Raw genomic sequence first — 20,483 nt, 5'->3', positions numbered from 1 at the left:
GCTGGAGCTCACGGCGCCGGTCGTATGAGGGGCGGTCGCAGAGATGGTGCGCGAGCGTGTGCTGGTTTCCTGGAGTGGCGGCAAGGACAGCTGCCTGGCGCTCGATACGCTGCTGGCGGACGGGACGCGGGACGTGGTTGCGCTCTTGACGACGATCACCGAGGGGTTCGACCGAGTGAGTATGCACGGCGTGCGCCTGGACGTGGTCCGCCGGCAGGCCGACGCGCTCCGGTTCCCCCTGGAGGTCGCAATCATCCCGCAGCAGGCGACGAACGCGGCGTACGAGGCCTGCATGGAACCAGCGCTGGCGCGGCATCGGGGGCTGGGCGTTCGGACGATCGCCTTCGGCGACTTGTTCCTGGACGAGGTGCGCGGATACCGCGAGCGCTGGTTGGCCGGGACGGGGATGACGCCGGTCTTCCCCATCTGGCACCGCGACACGCGCGCGCTGGCCCGCCGGTTCATCGACGACGGGTTTGAGGCCATCCTCACGTGCGTCGACACGCGGGTGCTCGCGCCGTCGTTCGCCGGCCGGGCCTTCGATCACGCGCTACTCGCGGACCTGCCTGCGGCGGTCGATCCGTGCGGTGAGAACGGGGAGTTCCACACCTTCGTCTGGAACGGGCCGCGCTTTCATCGGCCGGTGCCCGTCGTCCGCGGCGAAGTCGTTCGGCGAGACGCGTGGTGTTTCTGCGATCTTGTCCCTGCGTGAGGGAGCGTCGAACACGCTTGAGCAGACGCGTGGAGGATACCGAGGCGGACGCTTCCGATGCACGAGGTATCGGGTGGACACTCAAGACGAGTCGACAGCCGAAGACGGAACGTTTGGCGAAGCGGCCTTGAGGGGGTGAGCTGCATGCTCTCCTTTTCCATCGTGGTTGCCACGCATAACCGGGCCGATCAAATCATGGCCACCTTGAACAGCCTGCTTCGCCAGAACACTCGGTGCGATTTTGAGATCATCGTTGTTGACAACAACTCGTCCGACGCTACCTCAGCCACGGTGCGTGGTCTTGACGGGGTGCGCTACGTCTTCGAGGGGCAACTCGGTTCCAGCTTCGCGAGAAACGCTGGCATCGAGCGGTCCAGCGGCGAGATTGTTGCCTTTGTGGACGATGATGCGACCGTTGCCCCGGATTGGCTTGAGGAGTTACAGCGAGTGTATGAACGGTTCCCTGACGCTTGGTGCGTAGGCGGGAAGATCGTACTGGATCTTCCGGAAAAGCGTCCCAGTTGGTTTGATCCATCCATAACGCGCCTGACTGGTTACCTGAGCGGACTGGATCTGGGCGAAGAGATCGTGAGACTCCGCTACCCGGAAGAGCTCTATGCTGCCAATTTCTCGCTCGCCAGAACTGCGATCGCGCGCGTCGGAGCGTTCCTCCCCCGCCTCGGCCGTCGGGGTTCCTTACTCTTATCAGGAGAAGACACGGAGATGTGCTGGCGGATTCAGCGCGCGGGCGGAGGCGTCTTCTATAATGGACGGGCCGTAGCGACGCATCGTGTACCGCCATCACGCCTGGAACGCCGATTCTTCCGCCAGCGCGCCTATTGGCAAGGACGAACAGTGGTTCTCCTTGGCGTACGCAGGCGGCCGGCAGTGATCTCTTCCGCGCTGTTGGTGGCAAAAAACGAAATGCGGGCACTGCTGAATAGACCAGTCAATGAGGGGCAACGCTTTGCAGACGAGGTAGCTCTTTGGTACGAGTTGGGCTGTTTGCATCAGTCCCTCGCCGCTGATCGCGGACACCCCGCCGCGTAGACCGTGGCTGGTTGGAGGTGATCGCGTCGGGCCGCCAGCGATTCCCATGCAACGGTGCTAGACTGCGGCGACTCCAGGTGCCGTTCGGCCTGGCTGCGAGCGAACGGTGGCCGCCGACGTCCTTCTGCCGTGTTGCGCGAGCAAGATGACCGCCTCGAGGTGGCCGTTTGTGCGATGAGTCAAGATGATCGTCTCCTTGGTTATAGTCCCAGGGTGGCAGACTCACGGTCGGGATTGTCGAACTATTACAGCCTCAGGGCAATCGCTTGACGACGTTTGTGGTATGTGGTATGGTCCGTGTGCGGCCAGTGGCAACACGCTTGTGAAAGACTCATTCCGCTAGAAGGACACACGCACCCCCTGCGCGACCGAGGGGGTGTCTTGTCATTCTGGCGAGAGGTATCGGGGTCTCGTGCGTCGGAATCGAAGGGAGAAGGGCATGCGCGTCTATCTGGATCACGCGGCGACCACGGCGGTGGACGGTAGGGTGCTCGCGGCGATGCTGCCGTACTTTTCTGAGCGACCTGGGAACGCGAGCAGTTTGCACGGGTTCGGCCAGGAGGCGCGCGCCGCCGTCGACATCGCCCGGACCCAGGTGGCCAGTCTGATCGGGGCGCAACCTGCGGAAATCGTGTTCACCAGCGGGGCGACCGAGGCGGACAATCTGGCCGTTTTCGGGGTCGCGTTGGCTCCTGAGGGCCGAAACCGGCACATCGTCACCTCCGTCATCGAGCACGCCGCGATCTTGGAGTCCTGTCGCGTCCTGGAAGGGCGAGGATACGCGGTCACGTACGTGCCGGTGGACACCCGGGGGATCGTCGATCCCGACGCAGTGGGGCGGGCGCTTCGGCCGGATACCGGCTTGGTGACGATCATGGCGGCGAACAACGAGATCGGCACGGTACAACCATTGACAGCGATCGGACGGATCGTACGGGAGCGGGGGATTCCGTTTCACACGGACGCGACGCAGATGGTCGGGACCCTCCCGCTCAACGTGAACGAAGTGGGCGTCGACCTTCTGTCGATCTCGGGACACAAGCGGTACGGGCCGAAGGGGATCGGGGCGCTGTATATCCGGCGCGGCACGCGCTGCCGACGGATGCAGCACGGCGGCGAGCACGAGCGCGGTCGGAGGGGAGGGACGGAAAACGTTCCGGGGATTGTCGGGCTCGGCGCGGCGTTGCAGCTCGCGGGCGAACTCATGGAAGAGGAGCGCGCCCGTGTGAGCGCACTCCGGGATCGTCTCGCCCGCGGGCTCATGGAGATACCCGGAGTGCGGCTCAACGGCGATTCCCAGCGCCGCCTCCCCAACAACGTCAACCTGTCCGTCGAGGGGACGGACGGACAGTCCCTTGTGATCGGGCTGGACCTGCAGGGCGTCGCGGCGAGCTCCGGCTCCGCGTGCAGCGCAGGGAGCGTGGAGCCGTCCCACGTGCTGCTCGCGTTGGGGCTAGCCCCCGACCTGGCCGCGGGGTCCGTCCGCCTGACGTTGGGGCGAAACACGACCGAGGCAGAAGTGGACTACGCGGTCGCGGCGCTCCGCGCGGTCGCGGCTCAGCTGCGTAAGCAAGCGCCCTCCCGGGTCTAACCGGACGCCCGTCCGCTCCGCGGCGACGTGGGTCGGCGTTGGGGCGCGCTCATGCCCGCCGCCATGCGCCGCGTGACGCTCGTAGCGCGGCCACGTGCACCAGATGCCGGATTATGCGTCGGCGTCGGCTGAGTCGGCCCCGACCGTCACCGGGGCGCGAGCCGAGCGACTCGTTGGCGCAAGCTTCCGTCGAGTGGACCGCAATCCGTCCAGCAGCGTCGCGAACGGACGTACGTGGCGGGCCGACGGCTTGACGCGGAGCCACCAGTGGGGCTCCGCAACGATGGGCTTGTATCGTTTCTTGTACTCTTGCTCCCCCCAGCCATGGTCGTATCGGTTCAGGCCGGCATCGACGACGTCGCGGAAGACCGTCATGAACAGGAACGTGCCGGGCGCGAACGGGTTCCACGTCAGGTCGTGGGCACACAGCTGGCCATACGCGGTCTGGGTCCGATGATCGAAGAAGGACAGCCTGGCGGCGATGGCCTGCACCCCCTGCCGAAGGAGCACGAGATGGGCCTGCCCGTGCTCATGCAGCGACCGCGCAAGCGCGAGCGTGCGCTCCCGGCTTCCTTCCTCGCAGAAGGCGTTGTTCCGCTGGCCGGCGGCGTCCCAGCGCCTGATGTGCAGATCGAACAGCGCGTCCATCGCCGCCTCGAACGCCTGTCCGGGACGTGAGGCGACCTCCACCGTCACCCCCAGCCGGTCGCATTCCTCCGCCGCTCGTCGGAACTCGCGCCGTCTCTGCTTGTACAGCCCGGCGAGGAACTCCTCGAAGCTGGGCGGCACGAGGGTCACGAAACGCTGTTCGCTCCAATCCTCCAGCACGGCGGCGTTATGGCCTTTCATCAGGGCGAGGAAGTGCCCGACGGTTGGCGAGTCCTTCGGAACGTCCCAAAGGTAGACGCTGTCCGCGAAGCGGTGACGCAGCACCTCCTCCGCCACGAGTTCGCCGACCTCAGCTTCGTGTCCCGGAATAGCGACAAGGTCATGCCGATTGGAGTCGCCTCCATTCCCCAGGAGCCGGAGGCACCGCTCGACCTCGAATTTCCACCGGAACCGCCGTTCCAGGAAGAACGGGGCGATCCCCAGTAACCTGTCCTGGTCCCACACGAGGCAGATGCGCAGGTGTCGCTGAACTTCGTCGGTGTCTCGGGTGTGCGTCCACCAGGGAAACAGCCACTGGTGCGCGAGAAAGATACCGGCCCCCGCCGATTCTACCGCCGTGTTCCACTGGTCTTGGACGGCCATCCATCGCTGCGCATCGGTCACGATCTCAACGGTTGCCATACAGTTCTGCTCCAGCTCCGTTCATTGGTGGGATCTTCCCCGGTCCCGTCGCATTTCCGTAGCTACCGCACACCAGCACCACTCGATCGGCGCTCATTGCCGGAACTGCCCGCGCGTCGGACCCAGCAGTTGTTGATACAGGTATCCCGCCGCGCGACGCGCGAACAGCTCATGCCGGAGCCCGCCTCCGAAATCGCCGCGGGCATAGCGGATCAAACTCTTGATCGCGTCCTTGGCGGCGACGACGGGCGAACACGGAGCCAAGCTCGCGCTGAGCGCACCGGCTCGCCCGTAGAGGAACAGCGCCCGCCGGGTGCCGCGCAATGTTCGGCGGTCCGCACGGACGGGATGGAGAATGAACGCCTTCGGGCAGTAGTAGCACGTGCCCCCGGCGCTGTACACGCGACGGCAGAACTCCCAGTCTTCGCTGTACACGCTTGAGTGCCGCGGTTGATACCCCAGATCTTCTCGGAACCGGCCAACCCGCTCGAGCGTGGTCCGTGAGAACGACATGTTTCCGCCGGAAAGATAGTGGGGAGGCTGCAAGGGCGTCACGGTCTGGTACTCCTCGTGCTCCATCTGCGGGCCGAACAGCAGCTTCAGGGGCAAGTCGGTGCCGTGGTACCATGCCGGGATGCTTTCCGGCAAGAGCTTCACGGGTCCGCCAACCGACCAGGCGTCCGGGTACATGGTGTACGCTTCGGCATACGCCGCGAGCCACGTGTCCGGAATCGCCGCATCATCGTCGGTGAAGACGAGCACATCGCCCGTCGCGTGTTCGATCCCGATATTCTTCGCGCTGGCACAGCCGCCGCGTGGGTCGTACACGTACCGCACGCCGGGAAACGATTGGGTCACCGCCGCGGTGTCGTCCGTCGACCCGTTGTCGACGACAATGAGCTCGTGGGGCGGAGCAGCGTGTTGATTCGTCAGTTGCCGCAGCGCGTCACGAAGGTTTGATGCGCGGTTGCGCGTCGGCACGATTACTGAATACAAGACCATTGTTGCGTCACCCTCCAAAGATCCGCGGCGCGGTCACGCCGTGGCCTAAGGCTGCCGGTTCCCGAAACCGCGCAACTCCACACCCAGCCTATGCCAGGGCCCATCCCAACGGTCCTCCTGCCGATGGATGGTATCGGTCTATAGTTTGATGCGTCCTGCTCATCCGGCCGGTCGTCAACGCGGCAAGCCACACATGGCGCCCTCCAGGGTATGCGGTCGAAAAGTGCGACAGCAGGGGCGCCGCAACGTACAGAAACGCAACGGACCCGAGTATACGGAGAGCGAACAGGTGTCTCAACGCGGTGCTGGAGCCCAGACTCGGCGGGCGGCTTACGGCCATCCGCCCGCTGGAGACATGCGCACCGTCGTTTCACGGATGTCCGAAGAATCTGACAGCGACATGTCGAGCGACGAGACCTGTTGGCCGGCACTATCCGTCGCTAGCCGCGAGCGGTTCGAGGCAATCTCACGACTCACGGCTCACGCTGAGCCTCCGTCTCCAACGTTCCCCGACACCGCGACCGCGGAGGGGCTGCTGGAGTCCCTGAGTTGTCGGTCGGCCCTTACCGCCATCCAGGCGAGGTACGCCAGTTGAGTCGCAAGAAGCGGCACGGTCAGAACCACCGCGACGATCGGTCCCCACAACGCCAGCGAAACGGCGCTTACGCCGGCCACAACGGACAGCGCGTAGACGCGCACGGTGGTCGCGCGGGTCGAGAGCCCGGCCTGCAGAAGGCGGTGCGGGAGATGGTCCTTGCCGGTCGATGTAATGATCTGAAGTGGATGCCGGATGCCCTGTTGGTAGCGTTTCACGTGGACGAGAAGGAAATCGAACACCGGGATGCTCAAGATCAGCAGCGGAGCGGCCCACTCCGTGGAGATCTTTGGCGCCACGAGCGCCGCGCTCAGGGCCGCGAGCAGGAACCCCAGCATGAGGCTGCCTGCGTCGCCGAGGAAGATCCTGGCGGGCGGGAAGTTGAAGCGGAGAAACCCCAGCGACGCCCCCGCGACGGCCGCCGCGGCGACCGCCACACCCCAGCGGTCCAACGTGATCGCCAGCACCATGAGCGCAAGCCCGGCGATGGCGCTGATCCCCGGAGCCACACCGTCCGCGCAATCGAGGCAGTTGACGGCGTTCGCGACTCCCAAGATCCAGAGGATGGCCAGGATCTCGCCGCTGCCCGGCCACGGGAGGTTGATCCGAAATCCGCCGAGCCAAACGATCGCGGCGACGACCGCCGCCTCGGCCACGAGTTTCCACGCGCCGGCATCCCACAGGTCGTCGGCGAGCCCCAGGAGGCCGAACGCGGCCGCGCCCGCAAGCAGCAGGGCGGTCTGTCCGGGAACAACTGGACGGACGAACACCATCGTCGCAGCCGCGATGCCTGCGAAGACGGCGAGCCCGCCCAGCAGCGGCGTCGGTTGCGCGTGCAACTTGCGGGGCGCGGGCAGATCCAGCACGCCCCATCGGCGCGCTAACACGCCGCACAGCGGCGTCAGCAGCAGCGTTAAGCCGCACGCGGTCAGATAGGCAAAGACAGAGGTGAGCGTTGGAGGTCCTCCTGCTGCGAGATATCAACGGCCAGCGCCTGAGCGACGGCGTCAGCGTCCTCGTCCGAGAGCGACGGGTAGAGCGGTAGCGAAAGGGCGGTGCGCATCGCGTGGTCCGTTCGCGCAAATCCGCTCGCCTGGAGATACTGGTGCAACGGTCGGCCCACGGGCGACTTGCACCCGATACCCTGACGCTGCAACCGAGCGGCGAGTTGTGGCGCGTCGTTCGCGCGGACGACATACCGGTAGAAGATGTGTGTTCGATCCGGCGGCACGGTCGGCAGCCGAACGGGCAGGTTGCGAAGCGCTTCGTCGTAGCGCGACGCCAGCGCGCCTCGGCGAGCGAGGAACTCCGGCAGTCGGCGAAACTGACTGAGCCCCAACGCACCCTGGAAGTCGGTCATCTTGTAGTTGAACCGCAACTGCAGCGTCGGGCGTCCGTCGTAATCCCGCAGATCCCGTGCCCGTCGGAGGACCGTCTCGGAATCCGAAAGCAGCATTCCCCCTTCGCCCGTTGTAAACACTTTGGTCGCGTAGAACGAGCAGACGCTCACGGCCCCGAACCCGCCGACGGGCCGGCCCTGGTAGGTCGCTCCGAACGTCTGCGCGCAGTCTTCGATGAGCGGGATGCCCCAGTCCATCATCGGTGCTATGTCCGCTGGGAGGCCGAACATGTGCGGGACGATCGCGGCCCGTGTGCTCGGGGTGAGGCGTCGCCGGGCGTCCTCCGCGTCGAGGTTGTACGTGAGCGGATCGATCTCAGCCAGCAGCGGGACCGCCCCGACGTAGTGGATCGCGTTCACCAAGGCCACGCACGTATACGACGGGATGAGGACCTCATCGCCGGCCCCCACGCCAAGCGCCAGGAGCGCCAGATGGAGCGCGCTTGTGCCGGAGCTTGTGGCAACCGCTCCCGCTCGACCCGCATAGGCCGCCACGGCTTCCTCGAACCGGCGAACCTGCTCGCCCTGCGCGAGTTGCCCCGTCAGCAGCGCTGCGCTGACCGCTGCGGCGTCCGCGGGTGTCACGGTGGGGCGGGAGTGTGGGATCATAGCACGGCTCGGTGGCACTCGAACGCCTCCGCTGCCGCCACGCCGATCTCGGCGCCTCGGATGCGGGCGAGACGCTCGACGTTCTCGACGCTCCCGAAATCCGGATCGTCACGCAACTGGGAGCCATGACACCGCAACGCCCGCAGCTTGATGTCCAAATGCTCGCTGATATCCACGTACAGTTGGGGGTGGAACGGCGCGTCGCGCCAACCCAGCTGCACCGCGTCGCACGACAAGACGTAGCTCACAAACGGCTTGTGCGCCCGGAGATGGGGGCGACACGCCGCGAACCCCGCATGGAACAGCGCGGTATGGTCCTGATTGAACGAAGGCGCCGGCAACAGCACGACCGTCGGATGGATCTTGTCGATCGCGAAGGTCGCCTCCCGCTCCAGCAGGTTGATGAGGTCGCGCTGGGGAACGGCGTCCAAGCGCAGGTGTTGCTGTCCGTCCGTGAAGAGAATCTCGTACCCGTCGACGCGGAGGATCGCCATCGAGGCGCGCAGTTCTTCGGTTCGGGTCTGCCCCGTCACGATCGTCTGTCCTTCATTATAGTGTTGAAGATCGGCGACCGACCCGACGATGACGAACACTTCGCCGCCCATAGTCTTGATCTTCGCCATCGTCCCCGCGCAACCATAGGCCTCATCGTCGGCGTGTGGTGCGACCACCAGCACACGTTGGTTCGCCCAAAACTTGCTCGCCGTCGGGTCCATCTTTCGATCCTTAATATGCCCAAGTATACGAACTATGGGATAGCTCAGCGGTCCGCCAATGGGACGAAACCGCATTGTCCTTCAATCCTGCCCGGACCCCCAAGAGAGAATTTGGCATATCTATTATATCATACGTATGTACGGCGATCATTCGTTCGCCGGAGAGGCAGGTTTTTTGCGGGAAACCTCATCGCGCGAACGACGGATCCGTCAGACGGGGCGGTGAACAAATCCCAGCGTGAGCGAGCGCCATTTGCGCGGATGCCGTCGATCCTGATCGGCCGCCTGTCCGCGGTTTCCCAGGGGTCTTGCGGAAGCGGCGGTACAATCGCGAGGTCAGTTGAGCGATCGGGCGTCGGAATCACCACGCTGATGAGCAATCGTGCGGGGTGTGTCGTGCCGCCTTCCGGCCGGCGAGCAGCGAATCGTAAGCGTCCTGGATGCGCGCGGCCATGCTTCGGGCGTCAAACTGTCGCACGGCGGCGCGTGCGCGGCTCGCCAGGTCACGTGCGCGGTCGCGGTCCTGCAGCAGGGTCGTTACCCGGCCCGCAAGCGTCTCCACATCGCCGCGGGGTACCAAATACCCCGTCTGCGTATCGGCGATCTGCTCGCGCAGGGAGGGGAGATCCGTGGCGACGATCGGAACCTCGGCCGCCATCGCCTCTAGCGTGACGAGCGGGAACCCTTCGTTGTCCGAGGCGAGCACGAATACGTCAAGGGCAGCCACGATGTCTCGCGCGTCCGCGCGATAACCCAGAAACCGAACACGCGGCGCGAGCCCTAGCGCATGCGCCGTGCGCTCCAGTTCCGCTCGCGCTTCTGGCGCTCCGTCCCCGACGACCAGGAACCGGGCGCTGGGCACCGATGTCGCGACGCGGCTCGCGGCGGCTAAGTACTGATCGTACCGTTTTTGTTTGGGATCGATGCGGGCCACCATGCCGACCAGCGGGGTGTCCGCGGCGATGCCGAGATGGCGCCGGACACGAGCGCGAATCTCGGGCGACATCTGCTCTGGAATTTCGACAGGGTTGTAGACGGTCATCAATTTCGCGGACGGGACGCCGGCCGCGGCGAGCCGCGCGCGCACGTGTTCGCTCGTCGCGATCACGCGGTCCTGCAACGCGACGAGGACGCGCTTGAGCACGCGCGCGCGGATGGGCCGAAACACCCACTCCTCGGCCGCGAGCTGTTCGGTAGACACGACCACGCGGGTTCCGGCGAGACGCGCCGCGAGAAAGGCCCAGCGGTTGTCCAACGTGAACGGCAAATGGACATGCACCACGTCGGCTGACATGCGCCGCAGGCATCCGATCAGACCCGCGAACCGCCTGACGTCCCTCTTCGTCCGCGGCATCGTCTGGAAGTGCACCTCGATGCCCGCATCGCGGAGCTGTTCGACCAGCGGGAGGTGCAGTGCGTCCGGCGACAGGATGGCGCTCGGCCGGAATCGATTGGGATCCAGGTGCCGCACAAGGTGAACGAGCGCGGCTTCTGTCCCGCCCATCGCGCCGGTGTCCAGGACGTGCACCGCCCTGGCGATCACGTCCCCCTCCGCGGCCGGGCGGCGAACCGCGCACCGAGACCAGCGACCGTCTGCGTCGGATCGAGCACGATCGCTCGTGCCAACGACGCGGCGGCCATGGAGCGTTCCCCTTTGCGGAAGGTGCCGACGGCTATCTCACGCCAGACCCTGGCCAGCGTCCGGCGCACTTGGAACGATGGTTGGCAGGCCTCGCGGATCCGACGCGTGAGCGCGACCGCCGTTGCGAGTGTGGGGCCTTCGGCGAGTACAAACTCACGCGCCAGCAGGGCCAGCACCTGGCGGGCCCGAGGGACACGCGAGAGCCGCGGCCACGCCCGCAGCGCGGCCAGGGCGCGATCGAGACGATCCGGCCACGAGAGCGCGGAGGCGTGGCGCAAGTGCTCCAGTCCGAGGATCTCCATGTTATCCAGGATCGCGTTTTTGACCCGCGAGGGCATCGAGGGCCGGAGCGCAAGACCGCGTTGGACGACCCGTCGATAGTACGACGTGAGCTCGCCCGCCGCGTACATCCTCATGTACGTGCCGGCCGACGATGCACGGTAGACGACGATCGGGTCGGCCGGGACAAACGTGAACCGGTGTGTCGAGGCCATCCGAAGCCACAGATCGAGGTCCTCGAGGACCGGGAGTTCATGCCCTCCGACGGCGACGACGGCGTTGCGCCGAGCCAGCATCCTCCCGTAACAGCAGCTGACGGTGAGCCGCAGCAAGTCTTCGAAGATGTCCCCGGACGGATCGCCGCGGTCAGGCGCCGGCGTCGGTTTCCCGTCCAGCTCGTGGGCAAAGGGCCCGTAGGCGATGTCTGCCTCCGGCGTCGCGATGAGCGCGGGGAGCAACGTGCGCATGCAATGGGGAAACCACACATCGTCATCGTCAAGGAATGCGACGAACTGCCCGTGGCTGGCGAAGATCCCCGTGTTCCGAGCCTTGGCGGCCCCCAGGTTGGTCGAATGCCGGATGTAGCGCACGTTCGGGTAGGCTGCCACGACGTCGCGCGTGGCATCCGTCGACGCGTCGTCCACGACGATCACTTCAAGGTCAAATAGGACCCCGCGCTCCTGCTGGCCGAGTGCGGAATCGATCGCATCCCGCAGCGCCTCGCACCGGTTATGCGTGGGGATGATCGCGCTGATCAAGGGACGCCCGCCTGCGACGTGCGGGGTCGAGTCGGTTACGCCTTTGACCTCGTCCGTCCTGTGCGCCGGGTGAACGTTCGTCACGTTCATCCGCGCGAAGACTCGGCGATCGCAGGCTCAGATTCGCGACGCGACAACAGGGACAGACTCCGCTCGCCCTCGTTGAACAGCAGATCGACGATCGACAGGTCCGGGATGAACGGCACCGCCGGGAACTGCTGCCGGTAGACCGGCGCCTCCCACCGCTGCGGCTGCAGCTCGATGCCGGAAGACGCGAAGGTGGCCACGTCGAGGTGATTGGTCGCAGCGTAGTCGCCGGTGAGGTACGCGGTCGCGCCCAGTGTCCGGCAGAGCTCGATCACGCGTTCCGTGCCGCCGCCGGCGACCCCGAGCTCGGAGCTCCGCACCAGGGGCGTTTGGATCCCGATGGCGGGCAGGAGCACCCGCAGAGCGTGAATGCTGCACTCGCACAAGGACTCCCAAGGCTGGTCGTACAACGGGCGCAGTAATTCGCGGTATCGTTCGAAGTAGGGTGCCCGAGCGTAGTTCGTTTGGAGTGCGTGCCAGTGCTTGGCCCGCCAGCGCTGCTGGTTGTTGATCGCGACCTCGTTGATCGGCTTGCCGAACGCGTCGAGCACCGGGACGGTCAGGTACATCCACCCCTGCGCGTTCTTGATTCTCGTCCGATTCTGCCAGCCGTTTTTCGTGAACTGCACATCGTCGAGCAACACGAAGACGTCGCTCCGCGCGATCTTCTCGACGTACCGAAGCCAGGGGAGGTAGTGCGGTTGGTGGATCCCGACGATCACGGGTCCACGTCCCGGTGGCCCGGGGCGGTTTCCACGAACCGGTTCGCGCGGCACCAGTCGATGGTCCGCGTGAGGCCGTCTTCGAGTGACGTCTCCGGATGGTACCCGAGGATCCGTTGTGCCTTCCGCAGGTCCGGGACTCGCCGCGGGGTGTCCTCGAAGCGCTGACCGTAATAGTCCTGGTACGCAACGAGCTGCACCTCAGAGCCCGACCGCGCAAGCGTCTTGATCAACAGCGCCAGGTCGTAGATCGTGATCTCCGAGTCGTTGCCGATGTTGAAGACTTGGCCTTCGGCGTCGGGGACGTCTGACGAGCGGAGGATGCCCCGCACGATATCCTCGACATAGCAGAAGCAGCGCGTCTGGCGGCCGTCGCCGTGGACCGTTAGCGGGAGGCCGTTCAGCGCCTGGTGGGTGAACCGGGCGACGACCGTCCCGTAGCCATTTTCATGGATGCGCGGTCCGTACGCGTTGAAGAATCGCAGGATCACGACGGGGAGGCCACGTGCCGCATACGCGTACGCGAAGTGTTCGTCGATGGCTTTGGAGGACGAGTAGGACCATCGCGAGATCGTCGTCGGGCCGAGGACGCGGTCGTCGTTCTCGCTCAACGGCGCCTTGGTGGACTTCCCGTACACCTCGGACGACGAGGCGATGACCACTTTGCGCCAGAAACGGAATGCGGCCCGTAGGACGTTCTCGGTGCCCTCGACATTGACGCTGATCGCCGCGAGTGGATTCTCCACGATGTGCCAGACGCCCACGGCGGCCGCCAGATGGAACACCAGATCGCACGATTCCACCAGCCGACTCACGACGTCGCGGTTGAGGATGCTGTCGTTTACCAGCGTGAATCGCGGCTGACGAAGGTGATGGCGCACGTTCTCGATGCGGCCCGTCGAAAGATGGTCGAGGACGCACACGTCGTCTCCGCGGGCCATCAGCGCGTCAACGAGATGGGACCCGATGAATCCGGCGCCACCGGTCACGAGCACTCGCATCAGATCCTCCGCATGAAACGCACGTTACGGTCCATTCGTCTCTTCCTTCCTTCTAACACAGGATCCTCGTGCTCAACAACCCTCAGACGAGCGAATTCGCTCGTTCACCCGAACGCGGCCCCGATCGCGCGGCCAGCAGCGCCGTGTAGATCTGGTCGATCTTTTCCACCATCGCGTCGATGCCGTATCCGTCCACCGACCGCTGGCCCCTCGCCCCCATCGCGCGCCGGCCCTCGAGGTCGCGCAGGCAGCGGACGATGGCGCCGGCGAGGGCCTCGCTGTCCCCAGGCCGCACCAGGATCCCCGTCTCACCGTCCGCCACGACGTTCTGGATTCCGCTGATGCGGGACCCGACGACCGGGCGGCCCGCCGCGAGGGCTTCTACCGCCGCTCGCCCCATGCCCTCGTTCAGTGACGGCAGCGCGACGACGTCAAACAACGGCAGGATGTCGGGGACGTCGTCGCGGAGGCCCAGGAACACCACCGCGCGATCGAGCCCCCGGGCCGCCGCCGTTCGTTGAAGACTGCCACGGAGCGGTCCATCCCCGACGAAGACCACGGTGGTTCCGGGCACCGCGGCGCGCACAGCGGGCACGGCGTCCAGAAGATGCTGCACCCCCTTGACGGGCACCAGGCGGGCGACACACCCGATCAGCGGTACGTTCTCGGGGAGGCCGAGGGCGCGGCGCGCGCTCTCGGGCGTGCCGCGGGGGGTCCGGAAGCGCTCCAGGTCCACTCCGCTGTGCACCACGCTGAACTTCTCCGGGGCGCCGATACGGAGTTGCAGATGATCCTGGCGCTCGGCGTCCGTGAGGCAGATGACGCGCGTGGTCCGTGCGGTAAGCGCGCGCTCGACGATCCGCAGCGCCGACGACCCTCCCGTTCCGAGATAGCCGTGGAACGCGTGTCCGTGTGGGGTGTGCACGATCACGGGCACGCGGGCGCAGATCGCTGCGATGCGGCCGAGCAGGCCCGCTTTGGTCGTGTGCGTGTGCACGATGTCGAACCGGCCGGCCCGCACGAGCCCGTAGAGGCGCGCGAGCGCCACCGGATCTTTGATCGGGTGCGGGTCCCGGACAAGCTCCGGCACCCGGACGAAGCGCAGCCCGCCCGGAATGCGGGGTTCCAAGGTGCCCTCGGGGCCGATCGTCGGCCCGCTCGCCAGGGTGATGTCGTAGCGCGCGGGATCCAGGCGGGTGGCGGTCAGGAGCGTATTCTCCTGGGCCCCGCCCACGATCATCCGCGTGATGACGTGAAGCACGCGAATCCTGCGCGCCGGCCTCATCTCGCCCTGCTTCCGCCCGTGCGCGCGTTGCGCCGCGGGCGATCCCGGGCCGTCCGCGCGGCCTCGACGGAGCGCCGTGACGAGGTCCTGCCGTTGTCCTCGTGGTGGTCACTCAGCCCGCAACCCGCCACCACCATCACCTCGGCCACGCGACGTGGATCTGCGGGGTCCGGCGAAACGTCTCCGGCAGTCGATGGTGCCTTCGCGCCGTCGGGTCCAAGCGGACGAAATAGGGGAGCTTACCCGACCGCAGCCTCACGAATCGCTCCACCTGTCGAACGCCGATCCGCCATTCCGGGTCGAACGTCTCGCGTGCTGCAGCCAGGAGATCATCGAGCCGGTCGATCTCGCCCGACGGCGCGCGTTCCACCTCGAGCACCACGAGCCCCGTGCTCGGGTGCAGCACCCGGGTGCGGCCCTGTAGGCCGGCGGGGAGGGCCCCCAGACACCGTTCCACGAGCGGTCGAGCGGGGCTCTGCCATCGCGCGCCCGCGAGACCATCGCTGGCGCGCCCCAGGATCCGGAGCGTCGGTAGGCCCCGGCCGCATCCACACGGTTCTGAGTCGAGCACGCCGATATCTCCGATCTCATACCGGATCAACGGGAACGCCCGATTGCGCAGGTGCGTGGCCAGCAGGCGTTCGCCGCCGGCGTCCCCCGGGAGCGTCTCGAGGAAGACGGTTTCGGCCGCCACGTGCAGCGTCCCGTTGGGGCACTCGAACGCAACCGAGCCAAGCTCCACGCTACCGTACTCCTCGATTACGGGGCACTGGAGCGTGTCGGCAATCGCTTGGCGCTGAAATAAGTAGAGCGGCTCACCGGTCAGCACGACAGCCTTGAGCGGGATGCGGGATGGGCCTGCGCCCTCCCGTATCCCGCGCACGAGTCTGTGTACCGCCGACGGATAGCCGTACAGCACAGCGGGTTTGAATCGTACGATTTCGCCGAGCACGTGGTGGATCCGGTCGTCAAATCCGTGGTCCACCAAGAATTGGCGCCAGTTGCCCTGGGAGCCCGTGCTGCGCACGAGCCCCTGGCTCAACCGTGAGGCCCAGGAGCGCCCCAGCATCGAGACGACCGGGTCGCTCGGATCGACCCCCCACCACTGGAACCCCCGTCGAGTCCCGGCCACATACCAGTCGTACGTCGCGCGATCGAGGGGAACCCGCACCCGCACACTACGGCCTTCGGGACCCTGCCGCACGCGGTCCCTCGCAGGGGCGATCTCCCGGGCGTGTTCGGCAAGATCCTCCCGCCGCACGGGAGGCACGAGACGAAGCTGTTCGGGGCTGACCGGGAGGCCACAGATCCCCGCCATCCGGCGGCGATAGAACGGACTGGTATCGCGGGCGACGCGAAGGATCTCCTGGAGCCAGTGCCATTGCCGTGCCCGCAGCACGTCGGTCGGCCACCACTGCGCTTCGCCGGGAAGCGCTCGTGTGGTCTCCGCGGACTCCGGCAGAAGCTGCGCCATCACAGAGAATCCGATCGGAGCCGCCACATACCCCACGCGTAACCCGTCGCGTACGAAACGAGGGTAGCCAGGTAGATCCACCGCATCGCGCATGCGGCACCAGCCAGCCGACCGACGTAACGCACCCCACGCGCCAAGCGGGCGTCCGCGCTCGGCGGTGCCGCGCGGTGGTCGAGCGTTTGGTCGATCACGAAATCCGGGTAGAACTTCGCCACGTACGCCGCGCCGACACCGTTCCGAAAATACTGGCGAACGATGCCACGGACCGTCGCGGGAAGCATGTGGTGGATCCAGGCGCGTGGGACGACAACGACCCGATACCCGATTTTGCGAACTTCGCGCCTCAGATACGGATCCAGTCCCCTCGGAATCCACTCATGTTCTCCTCCGACCCGGTAGAACACGCCCTTGCGGATCCCCAGACACGGGTGTTCAGCCATATCGCTGTCGGTCACTGCCTCGACGATCGGAGAGGAGCGTCGCGGGAGTTCCCGCATCGCGCGACGGACGACCCACGGTGCATCCGGCGGGACCACATTGCTGACTCCCGCGATCCCGATCGTTGGATCCGCAGCGAACGCCGCGACGATGCGCGCAAGAAGATCGGAGTGCCCCAGCCGAGAGTCGTCATCCATCGTGATCAGGATGTCGCCCCGCGCAATCGCCGCGGCCGTGTTAATTGCCCGGCCTTGCCTCCGATCTCCCTCGACCACCACAACCTCAAACTCCGTAAACGTCTGCTGGCCGAGTTGGTCGAGTAGGCGCGTGAGATTGCCTCCGCGGCTGCCGTCGGTCGTGGGAATGACCACGGTCACAAGCGGCCGACTTTCGCCATGCTCGGAGATGACACGCATTCGTGGGAGGGGCCCGTCGCTTCGATACCGCACGAATTCTCGTCGTTTTTCGGCGGCCGCAGCCGCCGACTCAACAGAGACTTTCATCTTCCAGCCCCGCGTTGCCGGTTGCATCATCTTCGTCCTAGTTACCAAGTATCGCGATCCTGTCGCAGATCGGCCCTCATCCCAACGAAGGGTTTGCCTCTCCTGTTTTCAATCGCCGCAGTCGGTCGTTTGAATAAGGCGCACACGAACAAATGTTTGCCTCCTGGCACTCGTGCCCTGAACGCGGTATCCACGATCTCGTTTGCCGAATCCGGTGGACGGCGTAGATGGCCGAGCCGGCGGAGGCACTTGGCCGTACAGCTGATGCAGCCTAGGAGGTGCCGCGAACCACAGCACGGAAGCCAAGCGCGGGGTTGCTGATTTTCTCCGACGGCAACGGTCCCTGGTCTTCGAGCTGGCGTGTCGCCGCCGTCGTGTCGCGTGGCCGTCCCTCGACGGGTATATACGTTGGGGGTCTGTCGGACGCCGCCTGCGTCCGGGCGGCGCCCGTGCAGACGCCGCTAGGGGATGGTCCAAGGTGATGACTCAGTGTGGCACCGGCGCGGCCTCGTGACACGGCAAGTCATGGACGTTCAACAGCGACGTTCTACGTGGACACACGATCGGGCTCCACGTCTCTTGTTTCTCGGCTTCGGGGATATCCAGCGTTCGCACGGGGCCCGCGTGTATTTGTTGTCGTTCGTCGATGCCCTGCGAGAGACCGGTCAGGCCGTGCGGGCCTTTTTCCTGCAGCAGATCGTGCCGGGGCCTGCCAACACGCCGGAGACCATCGACGGGACCGCGGTCTCCGTGCCGCCCGGCAGCCGCTGCGCAAAATTCATCCCGGCGATCGTGTGGAGGATGTATGAGCTGGCGTGGGCCAATTGGCGTGCATTTCGGGTGGTCCTCGCAGACGGCAGGAAGAGTGACGCGTGCATCGTTGTTGGGCCTGGCCTCCTGCTCCTAGCTCCCGTGTTGGCGGCGAGATATTCGCGACTTGCATACATTCAGCACGGCATCGCGGAGGAATTCCTGTTGTCCGGGCGACTCGGCGACCGGATCAAGTATTGGATCAACAAGGCGCTTGAGCGGAAGTTCGTGCCACGGTGTGGTTCTGTTGTGGTCGTTTCGGAAAAGATGGCGCAGTATTGTCGACGCGAATACGGCGTTCGTAACACGCTCCTCGTGCCGTGTTGCGTGCATCTCCGGCGGTTTCAGTGGAGCGACGACGATCGCCTGCAAATGCGCAGCGCGTTGCATTTGACGGATCGGTTTGTCTTTGTGTACAGTGGCGGCGCGGCTCGCTGGCAGTGTGTTTCTGAAACCGTTGAGTTCTTCCGATCGGCCCGCGCACGGTTCCCCAATGCGTTCTTGCTCGTGCTATCGGCTGACATTGAAACCTGGCGCAGGACGCTTGGTACCCTTGCCCCACAAGACTACCAGGTCATGGCTGTGCCTCACGCCGATGTCGGTCGCTATCTGCGCCTTGCGGATGCTGCGTTCTTGCTCAGAAAGAACAGCATGGTCAATGTCGTTTCGGCGCCCGTGAAGTTTGCGGAGTATCTTGCCTGCGGCCTTCCCGTCATCACCTCTCCGTACGTTGGAGACTACTCCTCGTTGACGGCCACTGACCGGCTGGGCATTCTGGTGGATCCTGACGACGCTTCCACCTGGCCGGCGGCGTTGGACGGGTTGGCGGTTCTCACTCGGGACCCGTCGACGCGGACTCGGTGTCGCCGCGCGGCGGAACAACTTTCGTGGGAGGGCATGGCTCCGCGGTTGCGGGTCGCGTTGCACGGAGATGGGCCGATCGGTGATGCCGTCGAGGACGGGTGCGCCGAACCTACCGCGGAGATGTAGATGATCAACCGGTACGCGACGCCGCGTCACGTGTGGGAACATTTGAGATTCTCCGCAGGCCTCGTCACACGAAGGCTCGCGAGGGTCCCGGGACCCGTGGATGTCATGTTCTCGTTCTGCGATCACTTTGAGGGGAGGGAGCTAACACTCACGCATGGCGAGGTTGCGCGTTGGGTTGAGTCCTATCCGAAGATTGCGTTGCCGCATAGAGACTACGACGGCCGACCGCCACGGCACACCTGGTTCTACTTGTATTCGGATGAGACCGATAACGTGGCGCTTCTACGCAGCCTGCACGCGTTGTGCGGCGTGGATTGTGGAGAGATTGAACTGCATCTGCATCACGGGCGCGGATACTTCGCGGGGCAACCCGCGCGGAACGTGTTTGCGAACGTGGAATCTTCCGTTCAGCTTCGCGCCTTACTGAACGCTGCGCGGAGCGACTTTCAGCGCGCGGGCGTGCGACATGCGAGTGGCGATCCATCCGAGACCCGTTACGCGGTGATTCACGGTGCGTGGGCCCTCGACAACAGCCGGTGGATGCGCGGCTACCACGGGTGGTGCGGCGTCAACGACGAATTGGAGATCCTACGGCAAACGGGGTGTTTCGCCGACTTTACCTTCCCGGCGTGGGGAACGATGCAGCCGGCCAAGATCAACAGCATCTACTACGCGCGCGATGATCCACGCCGTCCGAAATCGCACAACACCGGAATCGATCTCCGAGCCGGCGGCCGCGCGCAGCACGAGCTCGTCATCTTCCAGGGCCCCGCCCTCGGCGGCAGCGATATCAGCTCGCAGAATCCGCCCTCGTCGAGACGCGCTGCCGATTGGATTCGCGCCGGGGTGCATGTCAGAGGTCGGCCCAACTGGATCTTCGTGAAGGTGCATACCCACGGCTGTCAGGATCCCGCGACGCTCGACCTGCTCTTGGGGGATGGAATCGCGGCGTTCTTTTCCCATCTTGAGGAGACCTACAACGACGGCGTTGCCTACCGGCTGCACTACGTGACCGCACGAGAGGCCTATAACATCGCGAAGGCGGCAGAGGCCGGGATGGACGGGAACCCCGACCGGTTCCGGGACTATGTGATCCCTCGGTACCCGATCACCGGTTAGGCGGGCGGAGCCCCCGGGCGAACCCGCATGTGTGATCTGGGTGGCACTGCGCGACAGCGCCTCGCCCGTGGCAGATGGCCGCATCGCACGCTCGGCCCGCAGTTCGTGCGACCACGGCACGAGGAACCCGCCGCCCTGCGTGTAACGTCCTGGGAGTGACCGCGTCTCGGTCCGTCAGAACCCTGGACGGGCCGCATCGTTTGTTACCTCAGCGTGACCGAAGGAGGCGGGTTGGTCGGCGCAATCCGCCGTCTCATCCGGAGAAGGCGGGATGTCGTAGTTCAGCAATCCTGTCATGCTAACGGTTCAGCGAAAATGTCACCCCCTGGGCGCTGAGCTCTTTGCGGCGAGCGATCTGAGCGTATTGCCTCCAGGGATGATCGGGCCCGGGACGTGGATCACGCGGCGGTG

General features: G+C 65.6%; 17 protein-coding genes. 5 read left to right on the top strand and 12 right to left on the bottom strand.

All coding sequences use genetic code 11. The features are described 5' to 3' along the window. Positions 1-43 precede the first annotated feature (43 nt). From VKZ50_13245 to VKZ50_13235, 3 genes are all read left to right on the top strand, one after another. A complete protein-coding gene (locus VKZ50_13245; GenBank protein ID HLJ60685.1) occupies positions 44-712 on the top strand; it encodes an ATP-binding protein in 669 nt (222 codons plus the stop codon). Positions 713-856: 144 nt separating this feature from the next. Next, positions 857-1,762 (top strand): glycosyltransferase, encoded by a 906-nt coding sequence (locus VKZ50_13240; protein HLJ60684.1) that lies wholly within the window; start codon positions 857-859, stop codon positions 1,760-1,762. A gap of 439 nt (positions 1,763-2,201) precedes the next feature. After that, positions 2,202-3,353 carry a cysteine desulfurase family protein gene (locus tag VKZ50_13235; protein HLJ60683.1) on the top strand — a complete coding sequence of 384 codons (1,152 nt, stop codon included), beginning with the start codon at positions 2,202-2,204 and terminating at the stop codon, positions 3,351-3,353. Between the two features lie 111 nt (positions 3,354-3,464). On the opposite strand, the gene VKZ50_13230 is transcribed toward VKZ50_13235, so the two are convergent. The 12 genes from VKZ50_13230 to VKZ50_13175 all read right to left on the bottom strand — a co-directional run bounded on the left by VKZ50_13230 (position 3,465) and on the right by VKZ50_13175 (position 17,066). Beyond that, on the bottom strand, positions 3,465-4,643 hold the full coding sequence (locus VKZ50_13230) for a GNAT family N-acetyltransferase (GenBank protein ID HLJ60682.1): 1,179 nt from the start codon (positions 4,641-4,643) through the stop codon (positions 3,465-3,467). 93 nt (positions 4,644-4,736) lie between these two features. Further along, the gene (locus tag VKZ50_13225; protein HLJ60681.1) at positions 4,737-5,645 is read right to left on the bottom strand and encodes a glycosyltransferase; all 909 of its coding nucleotides are present in this window, start codon (positions 5,643-5,645) and stop codon (positions 4,737-4,739) included. A 480-nt stretch (positions 5,646-6,125) separates the two neighbouring features. After that, positions 6,126-7,127, bottom strand: coding sequence for an MraY family glycosyltransferase (locus tag VKZ50_13220; protein ID HLJ60680.1), 1,002 nt, complete (start codon positions 7,125-7,127; stop codon positions 6,126-6,128). Positions 7,128-7,168: 41 nt separating this feature from the next. After that, a complete protein-coding gene (locus VKZ50_13215) occupies positions 7,169-8,248 on the bottom strand; it encodes a DegT/DnrJ/EryC1/StrS family aminotransferase (protein HLJ60679.1) in 1,080 nt (359 codons plus the stop codon). Continuing rightward, a complete protein-coding gene (locus tag VKZ50_13210; protein ID HLJ60678.1) occupies positions 8,245-8,964 on the bottom strand; it encodes a PIG-L deacetylase family protein in 720 nt (239 codons plus the stop codon). Before VKZ50_13210 ends, VKZ50_13215 begins: the two co-directional genes overlap by 4 nt. 361 nt (positions 8,965-9,325) lie before the next feature. After that, positions 9,326-10,507: a glycosyltransferase gene (locus VKZ50_13205; GenBank protein HLJ60677.1), complete on the bottom strand. Its 1,182-nt coding sequence runs from the start codon at positions 10,505-10,507 to the stop codon at positions 9,326-9,328. Further along, positions 10,504-11,727 (bottom strand): glycosyltransferase family 2 protein, encoded by a 1,224-nt coding sequence (locus VKZ50_13200; GenBank protein HLJ60676.1) that lies wholly within the window; start codon positions 11,725-11,727, stop codon positions 10,504-10,506. Before VKZ50_13200 ends, VKZ50_13205 begins: the two co-directional genes overlap by 4 nt. Before the next feature lie 2 nt (positions 11,728-11,729). Beyond that, positions 11,730-12,452 carry a WbqC family protein gene (locus tag VKZ50_13195; GenBank protein ID HLJ60675.1) on the bottom strand — a complete coding sequence of 241 codons (723 nt, stop codon included), beginning with the start codon at positions 12,450-12,452 and terminating at the stop codon, positions 11,730-11,732. Then, a complete protein-coding gene (locus tag VKZ50_13190) occupies positions 12,449-13,453 on the bottom strand; it encodes a GDP-mannose 4,6-dehydratase (protein HLJ60674.1) in 1,005 nt (334 codons plus the stop codon). The genes VKZ50_13195 and VKZ50_13190 overlap by 4 nt, the downstream gene beginning before the upstream one ends. Positions 13,454-13,535: 82 nt before the next feature. Continuing rightward, positions 13,536-14,738: a glycosyltransferase family 4 protein gene (locus VKZ50_13185; GenBank protein HLJ60673.1), complete on the bottom strand. Its 1,203-nt coding sequence runs from the start codon at positions 14,736-14,738 to the stop codon at positions 13,536-13,538. Positions 14,739-14,874: 136 nt separating this feature from the next. Further along, entirely contained in the window at positions 14,875-16,212 is a 1,338-nt protein-coding gene (locus tag VKZ50_13180; GenBank protein ID HLJ60672.1) for a hypothetical protein, read from the bottom strand. Further along, positions 16,212-17,066, bottom strand: coding sequence for a glycosyltransferase (locus tag VKZ50_13175; GenBank protein HLJ60671.1), 855 nt, complete (start codon positions 17,064-17,066; stop codon positions 16,212-16,214). Before VKZ50_13175 ends, VKZ50_13180 begins: the two co-directional genes overlap by 1 nt. Positions 17,067-17,777: 711 nt before the next feature. On the opposite strand from VKZ50_13175, the gene VKZ50_13170 reads away from it, so the two are divergent. Continuing rightward, the gene (locus VKZ50_13170) at positions 17,778-18,953 is read left to right on the top strand and encodes a glycosyltransferase (protein HLJ60670.1); all 1,176 of its coding nucleotides are present in this window, start codon (positions 17,778-17,780) and stop codon (positions 18,951-18,953) included. 273 nt (positions 18,954-19,226) lie between these two features. Further along, complete coding sequence (locus VKZ50_13165; GenBank protein HLJ60669.1) at positions 19,227-20,072, top strand: hypothetical protein; 846 nt, start codon at positions 19,227-19,229, stop codon at positions 20,070-20,072. Positions 20,073-20,483 lie beyond the last annotated feature (411 nt).

This window comes from bacterium (genome assembly GCA_035295165.1).
GTDB lineage: Bacteria > Sysuimicrobiota > Sysuimicrobiia > Sysuimicrobiales > Segetimicrobiaceae > JAJPIA01.
This window is presented reverse-complemented; position numbering and strand designations above follow the sequence as displayed.

Bases quoted from the DNA above. Each gene is read 5' to 3' on its own strand.
- VKZ50_13180 (HLJ60672.1), bottom strand. From the start codon at position 16,212: ATGGCGCAGCTTCTGCCGGAGTCCGCGGAGACCACACGAGCGCTTCCC.
- VKZ50_13245 (HLJ60685.1), top strand. From the start codon at position 44: ATGGTGCGCGAGCGTGTGCTGGTTTCCTGGAGTGGCGGCAAGGACAGC.
- VKZ50_13215 (HLJ60679.1), bottom strand. From the start codon at position 8,248: ATGATCCCACACTCCCGCCCCACCGTGACACCCGCGGACGCCGCAGCG.
- VKZ50_13240 (HLJ60684.1), top strand. From the start codon at position 857: ATGCTCTCCTTTTCCATCGTGGTTGCCACGCATAACCGGGCCGATCAA.
- VKZ50_13210 (HLJ60678.1), bottom strand. From the start codon at position 8,964: ATGGACCCGACGGCGAGCAAGTTTTGGGCGAACCAACGTGTGCTGGTG.
- VKZ50_13230 (HLJ60682.1), bottom strand. From the start codon at position 4,643: ATGGCAACCGTTGAGATCGTGACCGATGCGCAGCGATGGATGGCCGTC.
- VKZ50_13225 (HLJ60681.1), bottom strand. From the start codon at position 5,645: ATGGTCTTGTATTCAGTAATCGTGCCGACGCGCAACCGCGCATCAAAC.
- VKZ50_13175 (HLJ60671.1), bottom strand. From the start codon at position 17,066: ATGCGTGTCATCTCCGAGCATGGCGAAAGTCGGCCGCTTGTGACCGTG.
- VKZ50_13235 (HLJ60683.1), top strand. From the start codon at position 2,202: ATGCGCGTCTATCTGGATCACGCGGCGACCACGGCGGTGGACGGTAGG.
- VKZ50_13185 (HLJ60673.1), bottom strand. From the start codon at position 14,738: ATGAGGCCGGCGCGCAGGATTCGCGTGCTTCACGTCATCACGCGGATG.
- VKZ50_13190 (HLJ60674.1), bottom strand. From the start codon at position 13,453: ATGCGAGTGCTCGTGACCGGTGGCGCCGGATTCATCGGGTCCCATCTC.